Source organism: Leptothermofonsia sp. ETS-13 (assembly GCF_049200465.1).
Taxonomy (GTDB): domain Bacteria; phylum Cyanobacteriota; class Cyanobacteriia; order Leptolyngbyales; family Leptolyngbyaceae; genus Leptothermofonsia.
On sequence record NZ_CP120836.1, the window covers coordinates 2,660,524 to 2,679,457 of the forward strand.

General features: G+C 46.6%; 22 protein-coding genes and 3 pseudogenes. 13 read left to right on the top strand and 12 right to left on the bottom strand.

Annotated elements, in window-relative coordinates:
• Positions 1 to 23 precede the first annotated feature (23 nt).
• Positions 24 to 290 (top strand): hypothetical protein, encoded by a 267-nt coding sequence (locus P4D80_RS11995; protein WP_421659378.1) that lies wholly within the window; start codon positions 24 to 26, stop codon positions 288 to 290.
• 319 nt (positions 291 to 609) lie between these two features.
• On the opposite strand, the gene P4D80_RS12000 is transcribed toward P4D80_RS11995, so the two are convergent.
• From P4D80_RS12000 to P4D80_RS12010, 3 genes and pseudogenes are all read right to left on the bottom strand, one after another.
• On the bottom strand, positions 610 to 1,455 hold the full coding sequence (locus tag P4D80_RS12000; RefSeq protein ID WP_421659379.1) for a transporter substrate-binding domain-containing protein: 846 nt from the start codon (positions 1,453 to 1,455) through the stop codon (positions 610 to 612).
• A 209-nt stretch (positions 1,456 to 1,664) separates the two neighbouring features.
• Positions 1,665 to 2,372, bottom strand: coding sequence for an iron uptake porin (locus P4D80_RS12005; protein WP_421659526.1), 708 nt, complete (start codon positions 2,370 to 2,372; stop codon positions 1,665 to 1,667).
• A gap of 374 nt (positions 2,373 to 2,746) precedes the next feature.
• A pseudogene (locus P4D80_RS12010) lies at positions 2,747 to 3,447 on the bottom strand (iron uptake porin); the annotation flags it as partial.
• Positions 3,448 to 3,694: 247 nt separating this feature from the next.
• Here P4D80_RS12010 and P4D80_RS12015 point away from each other — a divergent pair.
• Both P4D80_RS12015 and P4D80_RS12020 read left to right on the top strand, forming a co-directional pair.
• The gene (locus tag P4D80_RS12015; RefSeq protein WP_421659380.1) at positions 3,695 to 5,224 is read left to right on the top strand and encodes an AAA family ATPase; all 1,530 of its coding nucleotides are present in this window, start codon (positions 3,695 to 3,697) and stop codon (positions 5,222 to 5,224) included.
• A gap of 153 nt (positions 5,225 to 5,377) precedes the next feature.
• Positions 5,378 to 5,716 (top strand): hypothetical protein, encoded by a 339-nt coding sequence (locus P4D80_RS12020; RefSeq protein WP_421659381.1) that lies wholly within the window; start codon positions 5,378 to 5,380, stop codon positions 5,714 to 5,716.
• Positions 5,717 to 5,721: 5 nt separating this feature from the next.
• Here the strand turns inward: P4D80_RS12020 and P4D80_RS12025 are convergent, their stop codons facing one another.
• The 5 genes from P4D80_RS12025 to P4D80_RS12045 form a co-directional block, all read right to left on the bottom strand.
• Complete coding sequence (locus P4D80_RS12025) at positions 5,722 to 5,865, bottom strand: hypothetical protein (RefSeq protein ID WP_421659382.1); 144 nt, start codon at positions 5,863 to 5,865, stop codon at positions 5,722 to 5,724.
• A gap of 502 nt (positions 5,866 to 6,367) precedes the next feature.
• Entirely contained in the window at positions 6,368 to 6,703 is a 336-nt protein-coding gene (locus P4D80_RS12030; RefSeq protein ID WP_421659383.1) for a DUF4435 domain-containing protein, read from the bottom strand.
• Between the two features lie 175 nt (positions 6,704 to 6,878).
• Complete coding sequence (locus tag P4D80_RS12035; protein WP_421659384.1) at positions 6,879 to 7,199, bottom strand: AAA family ATPase; 321 nt, start codon at positions 7,197 to 7,199, stop codon at positions 6,879 to 6,881.
• A gap of 1,272 nt (positions 7,200 to 8,471) precedes the next feature.
• On the bottom strand, positions 8,472 to 9,116 hold the full coding sequence (locus P4D80_RS12040; RefSeq protein ID WP_421659385.1) for a hypothetical protein: 645 nt from the start codon (positions 9,114 to 9,116) through the stop codon (positions 8,472 to 8,474).
• Positions 9,091 to 9,441 carry a hypothetical protein gene (locus P4D80_RS12045; protein ID WP_421659386.1) on the bottom strand — a complete coding sequence of 117 codons (351 nt, stop codon included), beginning with the start codon at positions 9,439 to 9,441 and terminating at the stop codon, positions 9,091 to 9,093. The genes P4D80_RS12040 and P4D80_RS12045 overlap by 26 nt, the downstream gene beginning before the upstream one ends.
• 363 nt (positions 9,442 to 9,804) lie before the next feature.
• On the opposite strand from P4D80_RS12045, the gene P4D80_RS12050 reads away from it, so the two are divergent.
• The 9 genes and pseudogenes from P4D80_RS12050 (at position 9,805) to P4D80_RS12090 (ending at position 14,901) form a co-directional block, all read left to right on the top strand.
• On the top strand, positions 9,805 to 9,954 hold the full coding sequence (locus P4D80_RS12050) for a hypothetical protein (RefSeq protein WP_421659387.1): 150 nt from the start codon (positions 9,805 to 9,807) through the stop codon (positions 9,952 to 9,954).
• Complete coding sequence (locus P4D80_RS12055) at positions 9,954 to 10,409, top strand: IS110 family transposase (protein ID WP_421659388.1); 456 nt, start codon at positions 9,954 to 9,956, stop codon at positions 10,407 to 10,409. The genes P4D80_RS12050 and P4D80_RS12055 overlap by 1 nt, the downstream gene beginning before the upstream one ends.
• Positions 10,406 to 10,840, top strand: a complete 435-nt coding sequence (locus P4D80_RS12060) for a hypothetical protein (RefSeq protein ID WP_421659389.1) — start codon at positions 10,406 to 10,408, stop codon at positions 10,838 to 10,840. Before P4D80_RS12055 ends, P4D80_RS12060 begins: the two co-directional genes overlap by 4 nt.
• Positions 10,770 to 10,970, top strand: a pseudogene (locus P4D80_RS12065) (transposase); the annotation flags it as partial. The gene P4D80_RS12060 and the pseudogene P4D80_RS12065, both read left to right, overlap by 71 nt.
• A 38-nt stretch (positions 10,971 to 11,008) precedes the next feature.
• Entirely contained in the window at positions 11,009 to 11,251 is a 243-nt protein-coding gene (locus P4D80_RS12070) for a hypothetical protein (protein WP_421659627.1), read from the top strand.
• A gap of 89 nt (positions 11,252 to 11,340) precedes the next feature.
• Positions 11,341 to 11,937, top strand: a complete 597-nt coding sequence (locus P4D80_RS12075) for a trehalase family glycosidase (RefSeq protein ID WP_421659390.1) — start codon at positions 11,341 to 11,343, stop codon at positions 11,935 to 11,937.
• A 1-nt stretch (position 11,938) separates the two neighbouring features.
• A pseudogene (locus P4D80_RS12080) lies at positions 11,939 to 12,711 on the top strand (trehalase family glycosidase).
• A gap of 753 nt (positions 12,712 to 13,464) precedes the next feature.
• A complete protein-coding gene (locus tag P4D80_RS12085; RefSeq protein WP_421659391.1) occupies positions 13,465 to 13,725 on the top strand; it encodes a hypothetical protein in 261 nt (86 codons plus the stop codon).
• A gap of 945 nt (positions 13,726 to 14,670) precedes the next feature.
• On the top strand, positions 14,671 to 14,901 hold the full coding sequence (locus tag P4D80_RS12090) for a hypothetical protein (RefSeq protein WP_421659392.1): 231 nt from the start codon (positions 14,671 to 14,673) through the stop codon (positions 14,899 to 14,901).
• Between the two features lie 231 nt (positions 14,902 to 15,132).
• Here the strand turns inward: P4D80_RS12090 and P4D80_RS12095 are convergent, their stop codons facing one another.
• Positions 15,133 to 15,525, bottom strand: a complete 393-nt coding sequence (locus tag P4D80_RS12095) for a hypothetical protein (protein ID WP_421659393.1) — start codon at positions 15,523 to 15,525, stop codon at positions 15,133 to 15,135.
• A gap of 556 nt (positions 15,526 to 16,081) precedes the next feature.
• On the opposite strand from P4D80_RS12095, the gene P4D80_RS12100 reads away from it, so the two are divergent.
• The gene (locus P4D80_RS12100; RefSeq protein ID WP_421659527.1) at positions 16,082 to 16,420 is read left to right on the top strand and encodes a hypothetical protein; all 339 of its coding nucleotides are present in this window, start codon (positions 16,082 to 16,084) and stop codon (positions 16,418 to 16,420) included.
• A gap of 57 nt (positions 16,421 to 16,477) precedes the next feature.
• On the opposite strand, the gene crtC is transcribed toward P4D80_RS12100, so the two are convergent.
• The 3 genes from crtC to P4D80_RS12115 form a co-directional block, all read right to left on the bottom strand.
• On the bottom strand, positions 16,478 to 17,386 hold the full coding sequence (gene crtC / locus P4D80_RS12105; RefSeq protein ID WP_421659394.1) for a cyanoexosortase C: 909 nt from the start codon (positions 17,384 to 17,386) through the stop codon (positions 16,478 to 16,480).
• Positions 17,383 to 18,000 (bottom strand): HpsJ family protein, encoded by a 618-nt coding sequence (locus P4D80_RS12110; protein WP_421659395.1) that lies wholly within the window; start codon positions 17,998 to 18,000, stop codon positions 17,383 to 17,385. The genes crtC and P4D80_RS12110 overlap by 4 nt, the downstream gene beginning before the upstream one ends.
• A gap of 207 nt (positions 18,001 to 18,207) precedes the next feature.
• Entirely contained in the window at positions 18,208 to 18,909 is a 702-nt protein-coding gene (locus P4D80_RS12115) for a PTPA-CTERM sorting domain-containing protein (RefSeq protein ID WP_421659396.1), read from the bottom strand.
• Between the last annotated feature and the right edge of the window lie 25 nt (positions 18,910 to 18,934).

Consider the following 18,934-nt stretch of genomic DNA (forward strand, 5'->3'; position numbering starts at 1 on the left):
TTGATGGCTTTTCTTAACGCCCTATGATTCCTGACCACCCTTCTGATCCCGTTCGTCAACAAGCGTTAGAAGCTCTTACGGCTGCCTTTGTCGTGCAGGGGCACCCCACTGAGTATGCCACTCACATGGCAACTGCCGCCATATTTCAAACTGATTTAGAACTCAGAAATGCCCAACTTTCACGCTTATTGGCCTGGTTGAAGCAAGAGCAACCGGATATTTATTCGGACGCCCTTTCTCTGGTAGAAAGTACTCGCGAGGAATTTGAAAAGCGCGTGCAGTTAAGTTAGAAAAGACAGCAGCACCTGGATCAATAATTAATTACGAAATTAATTACGAGTACATTTACTGTATTTATCTGTCTCCCCCTCTAAGACCCCGATTTCTTCTCAGAGATCGGGGATTTTTGATGACCTTATAACCCATTCCCTAAATTCGACTTATAGCTCTACGTGGGTGCGTCAGAACATTGAAATTAGAGAGGGAGTGGGGGCTTGCCCTCAGCCAGGGGTTCCACCCCTGCACCCCGTCCTAACCATAATGACTACCGCTATATTCGTCCACGTAGGGGTGAATGGCCGTTTACTTACAGAGTCATCATTTGTGCCATCAGAGCGTTACAGTTACCCTTGGTGATGCCATTGGGAGAGCGAATGGCCAGAACCACTTTTTCACCAGGGCATACATTTCACCGCTACCCTTCATGCGGTAAAGGACTTTGTTAAACGGTTCAACCAGCCTGGAGCCTTTGGGAAAAGCGATCGCTGACCCCGACTCCTGCTCAGATGGAATGGGATTAAACTCTAGTTCCGGGTTTGCCTCCACAAAACCCGTTGCCACCGTATCTTCCACAATCACTGCCGCAATTTGTCCAGACTTAATTTCTTGAATAATATCGGGAACACGATTGAGTTGCTTAATCTGCATCCCCGGAACTTTCTTTGCAATCTCCTTCGCATTCTGTTCTTGAATAGTGCCTAACTGAACATCAACTGCCTTATCTTTTAAATCTTCTGGCTTGGTCAGATTGCTGCCTTTGGGGGCGATGATGGTGTCTTTGGCATCGTAATAGATGATGGAGAAATCCACATTTTTACGCCGCTCTGGAGTGGGAGTCATGCCCGCCATCACAAAGTCAGCTTGCTTTGCCTGGAGTGCTGGAATCAAGCCATTAAAGTCGGACTCCTGGATGGTGAGTTTGAACCCCAGTTCTTGAGCAATGCGATTGGCAATGTCGATGTCAAATCCGATGATTTTTCGTTCGCCCTCTTTGGTCAGATAAAACTCGTAGGGAGGGTAGTCGGGGGAAGTAACCATCGTTAACTCGTCTTTGCCCGTCAGTTCTTTAATGGATTGGGCGACGGAAAGTGTGGGACTTACGAAGTGGGCGATCGCACTCACGATCACCACCAAAGTAAAAATTGTTGGAAATAGCCAAGCATTTCTTTGTTTCATTGCAATCAATGCCTTTGATGAAAATAGCTTGTTGTAGAGATGGTGTAACGCTTCTACAGCAAACAGGGTGGATCTAGAAAACAAATGAAGTGTGGATCTAAGTAGCTAGGCGCAATTAAATTAAGGATAATTTTGGGGGTGGAGGGGGTGAAACCCTGCCTGTGGGCACAGCCCCCACTCCCCTTTACCGATTAATGATGACTACCTACTTAAAAAACAAACGAAGTTCGGATGATGCCAACGAAAGCATCCGGGTTACGGGCATCATGGTTGGGAGCCGTGAGCCAGAAAAAACCGGGTGTAATTGAAATGTTATCGTTGAGCTGAATCCGGTAAAACGCTTCGATATGAAAGCCCACATCCCGGTCTGCGCTGCGCCCATCCGGTAACCCGATCGCCTCTGCAACTCTGGCATTGCTGGTATCTGTCACCCGTGGTTGCATTCCAAATACAAGGCCGCCCAAATTGCCCTTCAACAGTAAATCGGGAAAGGCAAACGTAACTGCATAATTCAACACCTTGACATCGCCTCTGTTTCCAGTTGGCGCTCCTACCGTATCTACTCCCAGGACACGAGCATTGGCATAACCAATCCAGCCACCCACCTGAAAACCATCATTCACCTTGTAATTGGCAACCAATCCAAAATGATTAGCATTAACTCGATCATCAAAGGCAGTGCTGAACCCACCCGTACTCACTTTTGCAGCATTACTGCCAGCCAGCGTATCAATGCCAAACTGGGGCGTATAACTGTTCATATAAAACACGCCAGCCGAGAGATTTCCAACATACGCGGTTAGCTGGCCAAACGCAGTGTAGCCACCGTTGAAGATGCCAGAACTGGCACCGGGGCGATGGGGTCGCCAACTCCGTCTGCACTTTGTCCGGCGTAACCACCAGCGATGACGAACCAGTCAGTAATCTTGAAGTCGAATCCAAACCCTGCCTGATTCCCCATGGGGTAATAGGTAGGATTTGAGTTGGCAAAGTTTGAAATGGAACCTGTGGCAAAGTCACTGAAGGGAGTAATCGGATCTACCCCCAGGAAGGTGGGGTCAGTTTCGCCCGCATGAATGTGAAGATTGAAGCGATCGCCCACTGGAAAGTCATACCCCAAATAATGAATCCGAAACGCGCCATTGTTTTTGCCTTCGGATGCAAACGACGGCAATAACCGAGTCTCATCGGAAAAGGCATCAGGATAGGTAGTAGCAAATCGCTGCGGCGCACCAAAACCACCCCCTAGCAGATTCGTAACGTTAGGATTGCCTGCGCTAAATAGCTGGAAGTTGGCGGCTTGCAGTCGAGTTCTTAAGCGATCGCGACCGTTGAAACTGGTGTCAAAGTTGAGGCGACCCCGATAGTTAATGGTAGTTTCATTCACGTCGCTGGCAACCTTTCCAAAGGCATCACCCAAATAGGATAATCGCCTCCCCATTCAGCTTCGTGGTTGTGGAAAATTGCTGTCCTTCCAGGATGGTGACCCTGGTTTCTTGCCCATCAAGCCGTCCTCTCAATGTTGCCAGTTCTCTCGCAAACTCTTCTGCCAACCTGCGCAGAATTTCCACATCTTCCCGCTTCACCAAATCAGCCGTGGAAGCCGCTATCAGTTCACTTATCCGAATCCATGCAGGCATTCAGACCAGCGGCAAATTCGTAGCGACTGAGGGCTCGATTTCCCCGAAAGGTTTTGTCAGGATAGCCGACGATGCAACCATAGCGTTCTACCAGAGACTGCAATGCCTGGAATGCCCAGTCGGTTGGCCTCACATCGGTTGGCTGGGAGATCGAAGTCACCTGCTCCATGCCGTCGGTTGCAGCGGGCGATCGCTCATCCAAATCGTCTTGGTCTAACAGATAGGAAGGGGTTGCCAAAGCATCCAGTTGAGACGAACTCACCTCTCCAGCCAGAACCCTGGTATTCAGCAAAAGCGCACCATTGAGAACTGCCAATGCCGAACTCAGCCCATACCCAAACGGTTTCACCATAAGCCCACACCACAAAATATCATATTGAGGGAATTATGACAGCCAACCCAGGAATTCGTATAGGTTCCGCAGAATTTCTACTGTTCAATAGTGCGATGACTGAAGAACCTTTATCAGGTCAGAATTAATAACGAAAAATTCATCCTGTCTGCATAAAATTCTTAACAAGGATTTCCTGTAAGGAAATCACTGCGGCAGCACTAGGGTATTGTGGTGTATGCTGGCATGACTTTAAGAGCTTTATTCCATGACCGAGTCCTTCCTTCCTCCCTTAATTCAGCAAATGACCCAACCGGGGTTCTACCCTCATCCTGTAAATGAACCCATTCAACTTATTCAAACTCACGTGTCCTACGTCTTGTTGACAGGGGAGTTTGCCTACAAAGTTAAGAAACCAGTGAACTTTGGTTTTCTGGATTTCTCGACTCTCGAAAAGCGTAAGCATTTCTGTGAGGAAGAACTGCGGTTAAACCAACGGGGGGCTGCGGAACTTTATCTGGAAGTATTGCCGATTACCCAGGAGGGCGATCGCTTCCACTTTGGGGGAATGGGAGAAGCGGTAGAGTACGCGGTGAAAATGCGCCAGTTCCCAGCAGGAACCCTCTTCAGTGACCTGTTTGATCAAGGAAAATTAACCGGGGAGTTGTTGGAGCGGCTGGCTCAGGTGCTTGCCCAATTTCATGCCAGTGCTGTGACGAACGACTACATTCGTAGTTTTGGGCAGGTGTCCAAGATCCGGCTGGCGATCGACGAGAACTATGAGCAAACCGAAAAGTACATTGGTGGCCCTCAGACCCAGCAGCAGTTTGATGAAACGCGTGCCTACACCGATCGCCTCTTTGCCGAACAGGTCGATCTTTTCAACCAGCGAATTGAAAATAACTGGATTCGAGAGTGTCACGGGGATGTTCACCTGAGAAATATCGCCCTCTGGAATGACAAAATCCTGCTGTTTGACTGCATCGAATTTAATGAACCCTTCCGGTTTGTTGATGTCATGTTCGATATTGCCTACATCGTGATGGATCTGGACGCCCGCGATCGCCATGATCTCAGCAACCTGTTCCTCAATGCTTACCTTGAGCAGATGGGTGATTGGGAAGGTTTACAGGTGTTGCCCCTCTACCTTAGCCGTCAATCCTATGTGCGGGCAAAAGTCATCTCCTTCTTGCTGGATGATCCATCCGTTCCCGCATCCGTAAAACAGGAATGCACCGCAACTGCCGCCCGTTACTACCGTCTGGCCTGGGAATACACACAACCCAGCCAGGGCAAGCTGATTTTGATGGCAGGCTTATCAGGTTCGGGTAAAAGTACGGTGGCACGCCAATTAGCACAAAAGTCGGGAGCCATTCACATTCGTTCCGATGCGGTGCGGAAACATCTGGCAGGAGTTCCGCTACAAGAACAAGGTGGAGCGTCGATTTACACTCCTGAAATGAGCCAGAAAACCTACGATCGCCTCCTGGAACTAGGCATCACCCTGGCAAAACAAGGCTATTCGGTCATTCTGGATGCTAAATACGATCGCCAGTTCTTTCGCCAGGCCGCGATCGCCCAGGCTCAGAACCACCACCTTCCCCTGCAAATCCTCCATTGCACAGCCCCTTCCGAAGTTTTGCAAGAACGCCTGCACCAGCGCCAGGGCGACATCTCAGACGCTACCGCTGACCTGCTCCCCAAACAACAGATGGAACCATTTACCGAAACCGAACAACCCTACGTAAAAAGCTTGGATACGACCAGAGATTTAGGGACACAATTGGGATGGGAGTAGAGGGTAGGGGGTAGGTGTCAAGGGAGGTGAGGAGTGATAGGGGAACGGACAGGGGTTTCAGCCATCTTTAGCCCAATCCAATTTAAAGGTCCCTCTATTACTCCATCCCCCCATCCCCCCACCCTTCCACCTCATCCCTTTCTGAGGAAACCTATGGTCATAAAACCAGATTGGAAAGCAGGGCTTCCCGCCGGAGCAAGGTACTGGATCTACTTCATGATCGGCCTATTTCTGCTGGGCTATAGCTGGTTGTTTAGCATTGCGTTTGGGGCAATTGTGGCGATCGCGGTAGGGGTGATTGCAGCCTGGTGGAATGCGAAGGAAGACGATATATCCATTGAAAAACAAAAACAAGTTAAACCGGAAGAGGAAGTCAAAGAAGAACCTGCTTTACCGACTAAACGAGTTCACTTCCGCAGGACAGGAGGGTTGGGAAGACTGCGCCCAATTCGTCCACCCAGACGCTTCAGTTGGCTGTTTCGCAGGAAGTAAATTTCCTACCGTTTTCCAGCAAAACTAAAGGCCCGGAAATAACGGCTCAAATCAGCGGCGGCAAATAGCCTTAAACTAAGTACCAGCAGATTCTCAACCGTCCGCTGCATTTGAATTGTTGGGCTGTACGCTGCTATTATTACGTGCATTAATGAAAGTGAGATAGTTCCGTTCGACGAACTCTTTCAAACTCTCTGGTACCCGTGCCTGAGGAGCAAGTATGAGCATTGCATTGTGCAAACCAAACTCTGCTCGTTTTTGGGTTTATCTGAAAATCTCGACAACAGCTTTGGAATAGCTTCCCATATAGCCTCACATTGTTTTACAAAACCACAGGACATACTTGCCACGTACCAGCATCCACGGCTTAGTACGACTACGGATTTCCTCCTCAGCGGTTACAACATCGTTATCGTCATACAAAGCACAGCCAGTTTGTCTAGAAGCTATTTCTAATAATACGCTTCGTGTGTTAGTTACAAATACTGCTTCGGAAAATGAAAAATATGATCGAGCCTTAAATTAGATAAGTTTGCTTTGGCACCTAATCGTTTCCACAGTAGAATTTGTCCCATTAGAGGCATCATCGCTTCAAAGAAATTCTCCATGTTTTTTGAATAATTTGTTTTATCAAATCCTCCTCTTGTGGATCTAATAGTGTGATTTGGTACACGTCAGAAAGCACACCATAAAATAATTGGTCTTGAAAATAGAGTTTTCTATGGAATAACCATCAGTAACATAGATATTATTTTCTAGTTGTAGCGGTGGAGTTACAAAGTCTTGCAAGTCTCGATCAATGAAAAAGCAAACTCTTTCCTTAGAAAAATTTGTCCAATTGATATTATGAAAGGAACGTAATACATTTTGTTTATTTCCAGTTGGGATTAACTTAACCGACCATCCTTCGGGAAATAGCCTTTCTATCAAGTGACGATAGAAGACTGGATCGTCTTTACCTTCAACGAATCCATACACATTGAGCATCCCTTTGATAAATTAATAAAAACTCGTGATATGCCTTATCAACTTCTTCAAGAGCTTGGTTATGTATCTCCAGCATTGAAGGCTGTGTATCTGTCATAACGATGCAAACTCCCTAGAGAGTGAGCATAAGGCTTTAGTTCGTTATCATAGATAAATGGTGAATGGGTAACAGCCACTAGACCTGCACAAAAGTTGCCTCTGCGTATATCAACAAGAAATCTTTTTGCCAAGGAACCGATAGGGATAATTCTGGCTCATCGATTAATACGAAGTAACGCGATTGTCCTGAAAGATACAGGTGGCTGAATAAGGAAACTATCTGCTTTTCCCCAGAGGACAAATCACTAAGTTGAACAGATTCACCTGCATGGTAATCAAACTTTGGGCGTATGTAGAACTTAAATGAAGCACTGTCATAAACAAATTCTTTATCTGTAATGTACTCTGAGCAAACTCGACAAAATGTCGAGATCTTTTCTTCTTCAGATTGCAACAACTTTTGGAAGTCAAAAATCTTTAGAAAATAGTGACAAATGATTTGATCTCGCTCAGAAGGAGTTTCTCTTGACTGAGCATATTGAATTGCTTTGAGCCATTCTTCACGCTGAGTACTACCTACAATAGACTCGTCAACTCGTGCAAGTGCAGATTGGATTTCGGTTTCAGATAAATTGGCAAGTCGTTGAATATCATCTACTTGATATGCTGATGAAACTATGTCTCCAAAGTGTTTAAGAGTTAATATATTTAAATTTTCACTTTGAAATTTTTCCAGGCGATCGAGTTCGGTTTTATGGAATCTTCAACGTCTTGCATACCAAATTCCACAAGTTCAATATAAGAGTCGGCACGTTCTATTCTTGACAGTCTATTTTTTCGTCGGCGCAGATCACTGGGATCAATCCAATCGACTACGCTAGCAAGTTCCCGTTCAATTCTGCGATATGTAGGTAAATAGAGAACCTGAGCATCAATTTTTGCATGATGCCTTTTAGAACTTCAGCAACTTGCTGTGAAGAGACATGATCCTCATCATCAAATAAGCTAAGTTGTTCTACAAGATAATGCAGAGGGACATCATATTTTCTGGCAATCCTCTCAATGGCTTGAGGTCTTTCATGCGGTTCCGTGGACTCAAATATTTCTACAACAGTTTGCCGTAAGAATGTTGGTGCTTCTTAAGGCTCTACTATCAATCCTATCCATCAAACGGTCAATATCAGAGTGAGAAATCTCTATGTCTTCATCATCTAGAGTAAGGATGGCAGACTTAAAGCGAAAGAGACTTAGTGACCGCCAACGTCCTGCAAGAAGGTTAAATAATATACGGAGAAAGGTGGTTTTACCAGAGCCGTTTTCGCCAACTAGGATCAAAGTATTGTCACTGATTTGAGCATCAATGCACTTATTTGTCCCATATAGTCCGTTGATCCGTATTCGTTGAAGGCTTGCGCTCATCCTAAAAGAGTCCTGTGTAAATAACTCACCTACTTAATCATCCCTGAAAACCAACCTTTCTCCTACCTAAGGTCTAGTACCTGTAGTGTAGCTTCACTTTTAGGTGCGTAACTTTGCTGCCTAACGCTGCCCATCACCCGCCGCAGATAACCTCTGTATTGTAACCGATCAACTTTCGGCGGTCGGTGTGCATGGGCGTTGTTATGCGGCTCTGTATACGCCGAGGCTGGGTGGATCAGCCCCTAAAATTATTGCATCAATAATCTCGTAGCGTTCGTTGCCGATAAGGATCGTATACAGGTCGGCTCCTCTAAAAGCCCGGAATTCGAGGTTCCTCCGACTGGCTGACATCGGCACCGATAGGTCTGCCCATGCGGAAAAAGATCATACGGGTGCGGCCTTGAGGCTTCTTAATAACGACTGTGGCGTAACCACCTCCCGCGCGGGCAACACCAAATTCGCAATCACGCAGCGGCTGACCTTCAGAAAACGCGCACTTCAGCAACCCGTTAGCATCGAACCTGCCTTGCCCCGCGCGCAACGCGGAATCGTCCGGCCCCATTGCGGCGGTTCCATTCGGGGATATTGCGGGCTTGAGGCGGTCTGCGGCAACGTAGCCCCGTGGACCTCCACCAAGCTGTTGAACGTCGCACCAAACCTTGCCCTGGGTACGCTGGCATCCCAGATTGTCTAGAATCGTGCCTCGCTCGTACTTAGCGAGAATCCTTGCGGATGTGGAGGGCTGTTCTAAGAGATTAATGTTGGCGGTAACTTCCCAGTTGCGAGGTCCTCCATTTTCTGGGGCAGCAGGCACGCTATTATCTCTAGAACTGCTAATACCAGTTCCCGACACAATCATCTCCAGTCGATAGTTCGCGACTTCGTTGCGACGAGCAGCACTCCGCATCATATAAACCCGGATTCGATAGTCACCACTTTTTTGAGCGTCCCTCAAATTGGTTATCGCTCACCGACCCGTTAAAGATTGCTACTTCCGTTTGACCTGGCTCCAGAATGTTGAAGTAAGTGGCACCGTGCTTCGTGGACATACTGACATTCATAGTCTGCCCCTGTCTAACATTCAGGACATAATCGACAATCTGGTAGCCCTTGATTGAGCCTTGAACGGTGGCACTGTTGGCACCAGGTTTGAACTGAACCCGCTGGGTGCGGATATTACTCTGGGCAAGTACGGTTGGAGGTGTGAGTACGATCGGAGGTACAAAGAGAAAAGCACTGTTGATAAAAGGCAATTTGTAATTTTCTGGCGACCATAGCATTTCAAATTGAGTTTCCAGCTCTATGAGAACAGAATAATAGTATTCTTTGACGAAAATCTTTTGCTCGATTTTATTTTTCTTCGCAAAACGCTAACTCTAGCAAAGCAGCATAACGGTGAAGTTGTGCGGCGGCAGATCACCTTGAACACTCACTGATAACCTTTGTACCGTCCGCACCAACGCAGTTATGGGGAGACGGAACAGCGCAAGAGAGGAGACGACCATGCAGTGAGCGACCGGCAGATGTCTACTAACATATTGCTTCGCTCCTCTCATGCAGCTCGCTAAGAGCCAGAGAAATGGTAATTAGGAAAAGAGACTGGGCTAGGGATTGAGGACGACCATCCAACGTCAGACAGCCGGATGTCTACTAACATATTGCCTCGCCTCAACCCTGACCGGCTTCCTTTAACGAATTCTCAGGGATTGCGTGGTTTTCACACCTTCCATAATCTCTTCGCTCAGAAGCAGGCAGTCCAGTTCCTGACAACAACCTATCCCCAACTTAGCTGATGGAAAGAACCTTTGTCGCCTACATCGGCATCGACTGGTCAGATCGTAAACACGACATCTGTCTGTATGACCCCGAGAGCGCACAGCGAGAATACAGCGTGATCGGCACTCAACCGCAAGAGATTGCCAATTGGGTTGCGACCTTGCAACAGCGATACGGCAATGACCCAATCGCCATCTGTCTGGAGCAAAAGCGAGGACCCCTGATTTACGCACTGTGCCAGTACGAAAACCTAGTGCTGTTTCCCATCAATCCGCGCACAGTCTCCAACTATCGGCGAGCCTTTCAGCCCTCACGCGCAAAATCAGACCCCGTGGATGCTCAAATTCTAATTGAGCTGCTGCTCAAGCATCCTGACAAGATTCCTCCGTGGCAACCCGCATCTTGTGAACTGCGAGCCTTGCGGCAGTGGAGTGAATCTCGCCGCATGCTGGTGGGCGAGAAGTGCGGTTGACCAATCGTATGACCGCTGCGCTGAAGAACTTCTACCCCCAAGTGCTGGATTGGTTTGAGGATAAAGATACTCAAGTGTTTTGCGACTTTATGACTCAATACCCTGATCTCCACTGCGCCCAAGCTGCCTCGGCTGAGGAATTGACTCAGTTCTTCCAGTCTCATCGAGTCATTCGCCATAGCGCCATTGAACGGCGCATTCACCAGATTCAAACCGCTGGTACCCCGCTGACAGAAGACCCAGGCATCGTCAAACCGATGCAATGGCTGGTGCAAACGCTGGTGATTCAACTCAAGGCACTCTTGCATCGACTCGATGAGTTGAATCAAACGATTGAGCAGTTGTTTCAGTCTTTGCCAGATGCGGCGTTTTCGAGGCTTTACCAGGAGCAGGCCCCATTTAGCCCCTCGATTGCTGGTTGCCTTTGGTGATGACCGCAGTCGCTTCGGCAACGCCCAGGCGTTTATGAGCTATATCGGCATTGCACCGGTCAAAGAAGAGAGTGGCAAGAAACGCTGGACGCACTGGCGCTGGAGTTGTCCAAAGTTTCTGCGGCAGTCCTTTGTGGAGTGGGCTGACCAGTCGCGGCGACACTCATCGTGGGCCAATGCGTTCTATCAGCAGCAGCGGCGATCGGGCAAAGTCATCCCAAAGCGATTCGCGCTCTGGCGTATAAGTGGGGACGAATTCTCTGGCGCTGCTGGCAAGACCGAGTGCCCTATGACGAAGACCGCTATCTGGCAGCGCTCCAGCGGAAGAGGTCGCCGTTAGCGGCGATGCTAGTCCAAAGCCCAGTTGAAATGACTACTACAGCAGGTGAGTGCGGCAATTCTACGGCTTAAGTCACGCTAAAGACACACGACAGTTCAACGAATGGAACGTATTTAGGAATGAAATATTGAATGCAATTTAGCCAGCTTTAGGATGGCTTATGGTCTGCTGCGTTTTGAGTCTGTGCATCAATTTACTCGGTATCTTTTCACAGTTGACTGTTGACTCCGTCTCCCTCAGGGCCTATGTTATCCTGCGCTATTCCGAAGCGAGAAGCATCAGTCAGCACTTCTCTCCAGCAACATCGTCTATCATAAAGACAGCTTTTAAGGAAAAAGACCGGAGTGGGGCTCTTATGCTGACTTTAGACAATCTTAAGGATGAAACCACTTCAATATTAAGCTTTATTGATCAGAAATGGGATCAGTTGACAGGAAATGCCCGTAGCGGACACCAAGACAAGCTAGCGTCATGGAAAGCTGTAGCTGCAACTTCAATTGACGGACATCTGGATGATACCGACCCAGACAAGCCCTATATTCTTTTCCTTCCTAATGATTTTATTTTTCCTGGTGGAAGATTTGTAGTTCAATTTTACTGGGATAGTTACTTTATTATCCTATCGTTATTGCGTGGGAATAGATTTGAATTAGCAAAAGGGATGGTTGAGAATTGTCTATTTTTAGTTGAGCAGCATGGGATGGTAATTGCTAATCGCAAGAGATGGGCAGCAGGTTCACAATTACCTTTTGTCTGAAATGGTCAAAGAAGTGTATCAAATTAGCGGAGATAAACTTTGGCTGGAAAAGGCATTACCTGTATTAGAAAAGGAATACAAACATTACTGGCTCAACCAAGATCACCTTGCTTATCGTGACCTTAGCCGTTATCATGCACCATCATGCTTTCCAACAGATTACATTGCACCAATTACTCTCGATAACGAAGCCACATGGGATTTGTCACCACGTTTCGAGGTAGAAGATGTTCTATATCTTTTACCTATTGATTTGAATAGCAATCTTTGCATTTATGAAAGAAACTTTGCCTATTTTTATGAGCAGCTTAATAAAGAAGAAGAAGCAAGACAATGGAGAGAATCCGCTCAGAAGCGCCTGGAAGCAATAAATGAACTAATGTGGGATGAGTTGGATGGACTTTATTATGACTACAATTATAGATTCAGTGAAAGGAAGAAAGTAAAATCTCTTGCAACTTACTTTCCTCTTTTTACGGATTAGTAAATGCTTCTCAGGCAGAAAAATTGCGTAGTAATCTCTGTCTCTTTGAAAAAGAATTTGGATTGGTCACATGCGATCAGGATTACGGTTACAGTGATCGCCAATGGAATTATCCAGTAGGTTGGGCACCTCTTCACTGGATTGTTTATAAAGGCTTAAAGAACTATGGATACGATGAAGATGCTAGGCGCATTGCTTTGAAGTGGTTGAATTTAAATTATAGTATCTGGGAAAAGACTGGAAACCTTTTGAAAAATACGATGTTGTACGAGGCAGTCATGAGGTATTGACAGATAGGTACAAAACCAAGAGGGCTTTGGTTGGACTAATGCAGTGTTCCATACTCTTATTATGGAATTGACAATCTAGAACTCTTAATTCCTGGTTAAAGAAGTACGGGCTTGCAGAGAAAGGCTTTAAAGAGGAAGGGTTTATATATGTCAGATGAGTTTAGCAAAATTGAATACGATAACCTGTACAAAGAAATTTTAGAAAATTCAAATAAGGTATATCTGGTTTTGAATATCTGTGTCACAAGTACAGCAGCTCTTCTAGGCTATGTCCTCACATTAGATCCCAGTAGGTTACCGCCAAAGGAAATAGGCTTACCCTTCCTTTACTACTTCCATTTTCGATTATATTGCCTTCAATAATATTTGTTAGTAGCTCTCACAATTCAACTGTCAGGATAGCTACATACTTAAAAGTATTTTACGAGGGAGATCAGAGAGATATTTCATGGCAAAGACGGATGCAAAAGTTAAGAGAGAAGGGAAAGTCGAAATACCGAGTGTTCAATATCGGTCTGAAATCAATATTTTTAATACTTGGTTTCATATGTATTTTTCTATCGATTATATCAAGCTTTTATGTTTGGAGTCAGCTATCTAACCCAATTGCGCTCATTTTTTATGTCTCTCTTATCCTATTTCTAGGATATCAACTGATATCCTTATCGAAGGAGTTAGAGAGGAAGTGGTCTGCTGAGTTTTTGGTGAGCTTATCAACTTTTGGGAAACTCTTAAAAGAGGAGGAAAAAGAATATGAATTCTCAGACAATGGTTCCTGTTTTAATGATTGAACCCTCATCGTGGTTACGTTCGGGCATCACCGTTGAAGAACTTGATGGTGTTAGCCTCATCAAGTTTACTAGTGAACTGCACAGCCGATTAGAAGAATTGTTGGACAAGAGAAAAGTTGGTTCACTTTCCTTAGAAGAAGAAGCAGAATACGCTGGGATTTCAGAACTTGAGAGAATCTTAACGTTTATAAATGCTAAATTGATCGCTAGTCGTGCCCATTAACGAACGTACCCGTCAACTTATACGTGAAAGAGCAAAATATCTTTGCGAATATTGCCACTCTCCAGAGCGTTCTAGCTCAGATATCTTCACGATAGATCACCTAATCCTCAATCCTTGGGTGGTTCAGATTCTCTTAGCAATTTGGCTCTTGCTTGTCGTCGTTGCAATGAGCGTCGTTATAATTTCATGACTGGAATTGACCCAGAGACGCAGCAAGAAGTTCCCTTATTCAATCCTCGTCTATGGAATGGGCAGAACACTTTGTCTGGTCAAGCGATGGACTTAAAGTTGTTGGGATAACACCTATAGGTCGAGCAACTTGTCATCGCCTTGACATCAATGATGAATTTCATAACCAAGAGTTTATCCAGGAGTCTAGGCAGTTATGGATACAGGGAGGTTGGCATCCACCCTCAGATGATCCCAGCAAAAAGCCCGACCGTAGAGATATAAATATAATTTCATTTCCCCAGGAAGCGTCAGTTACGACCCTACTGACAACTTTGCGGAAGCATTGTCTTTCAATTCTGACAGATAACTTTGGCAGACTGCCCTCACCAAGGACTGAGCAGGATAACGGCTGAAGCCAGCGGCAGCAGACCTCGAACCCAGCACCAGCGGCTTTCGTCTGTCCGCTGCGCTGATTGGTTAGCCAGCGTTTTCTGGCGATCGCCCCACCCTATCTCTCTGGTCTTCCCAACGCAGCCATCAGCACCATTATACTCAACGTTTCGCTCCCCACAAATAACCGTTTGGGACGCTGAACCGAAGGCAAAACCTCGATGAACTCAACCTCTCGCTGGGGCGATCGCACACTCACAGTTACTTTTCAAGCACGGTTCGGAAAGCAGTAACGCAATGGCGATCGCCCCTGACACCTGCTGGGACATTGGACTCTGACCCAGATTGCTGATGAACTCAACCTTGCATTGAGACAATAACGCTGTGGGACTTGTCACTTGGGCGATCGCCTGGATGTACTCAACCTCTCGCTTTGGGGCGATCGCACACACAGATAACGTTGCAGTACCGGGTCTTCAGCTTCTCAACCACTGCATAACCCTGTTGCCGAAGCGGGCTAACGTTTCGGGTCAGCGGTTGCCAGGGTCTTTGCATCCAACCCAAGCGGCTTCGGTCAATCCGCTGCACCCGAATTGTTATGTGTCTGAAGCTTAAACAAACACTTTCTTTGCTGTTTTCCACAGCCATTTACAAATAAACCATCAAAAGTGCCTCCAACAACACCTCCTACCAAAGGCACCATCTTCATAAGGTTAATGACACCCTTCTCACCAGCTTTTGTAATTAGCCGAAAACCGATTTTTATTGATTTCAATCAAAACTTTACCAGGTATCTGCTTGATTAGGTTTTGACATAGCTTAGTACCGATTGTGATGCCTGCGGTTTTAAGGATCTCCTCCTGCTTCACCGATTAGGCATAACAGAACCATTGTTCTTACCTGTTCAGAATGAATATCATATCCACGAAGATGAGCTATGGCAGCAGCAGTATTGGCTCCAAGCGCGTAGGATGCGGCTAAACCTGCTGGAATGGTAATGGGCATTGCTGCAATGCCGCCTAATCCAGTAATAAAACCTGTGCCAGCAGCATACGTAGTTCTCCATGCAATAACTGAATTAATGGCATCTTCAACACTTGCAGCTTTACTCCGATGATCTGCTGCAACCTCCTCCGCAGATGGCAGAACTCCTAACCCGTTAATCCCAGCATCGGCAATCCATTCAAGAGTTGCTCGTATGAGATTGCTGTCATCACCACCTGAGCTAGCTGAAACCATAAAATTCAAGGTTTGTAGGTTACTTCATCTTTTTATCTCTAGATCTCTTAATAAGACCACCGTAATAACTTCCATATCACTGAAAATTTACAAATGGGCTTTCTAGCCTTTGCATCAAAGAAATAAATCTCAAACTACCGTCACCACCGACAGACAAAGACACATAACAATTTATTATGCAAACTTTATCAGTATATCTCCCCCTATAGGGTAGATAAACAGATTGCCTACTGTATATTTCCCCAAAACTGGTAGATCAACAGCAGCCTTGCTGGATATCTCCCAAATGGGCTGGATATACAGCAAAATTCTGTGTATCTATCTTAGTAACTCAGTAGAACACATATACTGTTACTACACTTTTTATACTACGGTACTCTTCTGCCGATGGAACCACGTCCTCGAAAGCTGCTTGACCAAGTGCGCGATGCTCTGCGAGTTATAGCTCTACGCGGGTGCGTTAGGACATTGGAATTAGAGAGAGGGAGTAGGGGCTTCGCCCCCAGCTAGGGGTTCCACCCCTGCACCCCGTCCTAACCACAATGACTACCGCTATATCAATGCTTTTTACAAGCGGTGTGAACGGGTGAATGAACAGGTTGCAGTTTCCTTGGATAAGGGACTGCCCCAGGGCAAAAACTGGCATCAGGCACTTTTGTTCCCGGTGGCAGATCCTGGAGGTAACAAACGTCCTCCTCTCTGGACTGGCTCCCTTCTACTGGACTTAAATGAGTACCGAAAATTTCGTCACGCCATTCGCCACAGGTATGGAGATGAGCTGCGGGCGGATTACGTCATCGCGCTGACAGAACTTGCACCTGCTGTACTGATCAAATTGCATCGGGCTCTCACAACGCTTACAGATTGGCTGGATCAAAAAGCAGCTTCGGCTTAATCTTCCGTAGCAATCGACGAGATATCAGGATAACCGGGATTAGTGAAACCCAGGGGATTAAGCAGTCTTTTTATTTTTGTGTTTGGCGATCGCCATCACCACATAGTAATAGACCGTGAAGAGAATGGTCGAGAAAATCTGCCCACCCCAGAACCCGTGCCAGAACTCAAAGGAAGCTTTGCCCCAGCGCGCCTCAGCGATCGCCATTAACATAATACGCGGAATATTAAATAGCAACGCCAGTACCACCCCAATAACCATCATCAAAATGACTCTGGAGGCGCGTTGCTTTAGAAAAATCCCCAACACTAAACTGGCAACCGCCATGATCGTCGCCATATCAAAGCCACTGCATCCCCAGGCAACCTCGACCGAACCACCCGGCAGCGTTAGCACCACCCCATTCGCCTCCACGGGTTGACCAATGGCCCGCAGCCCTAAAGCACCACCCCAGGCCATTAAGTGTTCCAGCATTTTAGGTGGCAAAAACGTTTCCCACAACGTCTTTGCCACAATGGTAGGACTGGGAAATAACCCGGCAAAAATCAGAAACGTGGGTAGGGGAAATAGTCTGAAAAAGGCAATGCCCCAGGTACTACAGGCAATTCCCGACAGGATCAGCATCCAGATAATTCGCTGGGCCCACTCTCCCAGAATGAAACCAAACGGAGTGAGCAGCACACAGCCAATAATCAGGATATGTCCCAGAAACTCGTCTTCGGGGGATGCCTCTAGCTTTTCCAACTGAGTCCGTCGCTGCCAGATTAGGTGAACGCCCAAGGCGATCGCCACCGCCATCAGCAAACTCGCCGCCCCGTGCAGCGTACCAAAGATGAGATCACCCAACCAGTAAGGAACAAAGCCCAGGCTTACCAGAACCCCACAAGCCACAATCCGATTATGGGTTGTGCGGATGCTTTCCTGTCCTAGATGGGCGATTGCCTGCTTAACTTGCTTCCACTTCATCCCACCGCAGCCTTATTTTTACGAACTCGCATCCCGTAACGTCCCAACCCGATCAGTCCCAATCCAATCACAATCAAGTTACCAATACTAGAAACGCTGGTTTTCAAAACCGTTGTTTTCGCCGTTTGCTTGAGTGAGTCTGCTTGAGTATTAATTTGTTTCGATATCTGTTGCAGTTGCTCAGGAGTTGCTTTTAAGTTGGGGGGTGGATTCGTTTGCGCATTCTGAATCTGGGTCTGTGCCTGTGATGCCTGTGTACTGATATTGCTAACTGCCTGTTGCTGCAACGTCACACTGTCGCGAATCACCAGCAGACTTGCCAGCACAAACAAAACACCCACAATCAAACTCAGCATTGAAATCCGCCTTAGCCAGCGGCGACTTTCTAAACTAAAAATAGTAAATGCCGTACCCAGTAGCAACACAATGCTTCGGTCGGCCATCTGCTGTAACAAACCAACCCGCCACGTTGAATTGCCAACATTGGGAGGTAATGCCAGCACCAGCATATCAATCAAAAATCCGGCTAAACAGGCAATGCCAACGATCTGAAAAACTGCTCTCGCACCGGAAGGGGCAACACTGTTGGGGGTTGGAGAAGAAATAGATGCCATAGGGGTGTAGTGAGTTGTAGATAAATATAAAGAGAGGTGTGCAATCACCACTTAGCTTTACGCAGCCCGGTTAATCATTCCCGGATGCTTTCTATAAAGAGATGATGTAGGCACCCGACGCTTTGCCATAGAGAAGCTTCGGATCATTACTGACCCGAAGCCACTATTACGCTTCAATTTCAGACAATCAGACTGAGAAGATAGAGTTTATGCCTCAGATCCCTCTTCAGCCACTTCATCCCTGCGTTTCCGCAGCCCCCCTGCCCCTAGAGCTAACAACCCAGGGAGTAGAGCAGGAGTAGGAACTGGAGTACTGCTTAGCAAGATCTCGTAGTTTCTAGCTCGCCCACTTTCGCTGATAGTACCCCGCCAACCAAACAGAGGGAATGCACCACCGGGTCCTGTTGGACCAACGATAGCCGTAAAAGGAGTATCAGGAAAAATTTCAGCTATCGTTCCTCTATTTCGGCTAACAGGGTCGAGATCATACTTGGAAATTCCCAAGTAGTAGATACCAGCCGTTAAAAACTGAGTGATTCTAGATCCTAGCCCTCCAGAGAAATCGTCATTGGCCGCAATACCAAAACCATTAACATCAAACAGGAAAAGCTGAGTATCATTTACTGGATTGGGATCAATACCTCTTGCGATTGCCTCAAACAAACCAGTTCCAACTTGAATTCTGAACAAATCAGCATTTCCGCTGAGCCTACCTGTAATTCGAGTCAAATCAGTTGCTGGATTATTACCTACAACTCCAGTTGGGACTGTATTTGCTGCATTAGTCAATAGCGGACCAGCATCTGGTGGCTCACTAAAGGTAAGAGCATGAACTGCATTCCCTGTATCAAGCGTGATGAATGTAGCTCCAACTAGGCTCAAAAAGAGCGATGTTTTCTTCAAATTCATTGATTGACCTACCTAAGTGTACAGT

Excerpts from the sequence above, each read along its gene's own strand:
- P4D80_RS12050 (WP_421659387.1), top strand. The coding sequence starts at position 9,805 with ATGTCTACTAACATATTGCCTCGCCTCAACCCTGACCGGCTTCCTTTA.
- P4D80_RS12000 (WP_421659379.1), bottom strand. The coding sequence starts at position 1,455 with ATGAAACAAAGAAATGCTTGGCTATTTCCAACAATTTTTACTTTGGTG.
- P4D80_RS12025 (WP_421659382.1), bottom strand. The coding sequence starts at position 5,865 with ATGCACGTAATAATAGCAGCGTACAGCCCAACAATTCAAATGCAGCGG.
- P4D80_RS12045 (WP_421659386.1), bottom strand. The coding sequence starts at position 9,441 with ATGCTATGGTCGCCAGAAAATTACAAATTGCCTTTTATCAACAGTGCT.
- P4D80_RS12075 (WP_421659390.1), top strand. The coding sequence starts at position 11,341 with ATGGTCTGCTGCGTTTTGAGTCTGTGCATCAATTTACTCGGTATCTTT.
- P4D80_RS12055 (WP_421659388.1), top strand. The coding sequence starts at position 9,954 with ATGGAAAGAACCTTTGTCGCCTACATCGGCATCGACTGGTCAGATCGT.
- P4D80_RS12015 (WP_421659380.1), top strand. The coding sequence starts at position 3,695 with ATGACCGAGTCCTTCCTTCCTCCCTTAATTCAGCAAATGACCCAACCG.
- P4D80_RS11995 (WP_421659378.1), top strand. The coding sequence starts at position 24 with ATGATTCCTGACCACCCTTCTGATCCCGTTCGTCAACAAGCGTTAGAA.
- P4D80_RS12030 (WP_421659383.1), bottom strand. The coding sequence starts at position 6,703 with ATGCTCAATGTGTATGGATTCGTTGAAGGTAAAGACGATCCAGTCTTC.
- P4D80_RS12085 (WP_421659391.1), top strand. The coding sequence starts at position 13,465 with ATGAATTCTCAGACAATGGTTCCTGTTTTAATGATTGAACCCTCATCG.
- P4D80_RS12020 (WP_421659381.1), top strand. The coding sequence starts at position 5,378 with ATGGTCATAAAACCAGATTGGAAAGCAGGGCTTCCCGCCGGAGCAAGG.
- P4D80_RS12110 (WP_421659395.1), bottom strand. The coding sequence starts at position 18,000 with ATGGCATCTATTTCTTCTCCAACCCCCAACAGTGTTGCCCCTTCCGGT.
- P4D80_RS12115 (WP_421659396.1), bottom strand. The coding sequence starts at position 18,909 with ATGAATTTGAAGAAAACATCGCTCTTTTTGAGCCTAGTTGGAGCTACA.
- crtC (WP_421659394.1), bottom strand. The coding sequence starts at position 17,386 with ATGAAGTGGAAGCAAGTTAAGCAGGCAATCGCCCATCTAGGACAGGAA.
- P4D80_RS12095 (WP_421659393.1), bottom strand. The coding sequence starts at position 15,525 with ATGGTTTCAGCTAGCTCAGGTGGTGATGACAGCAATCTCATACGAGCA.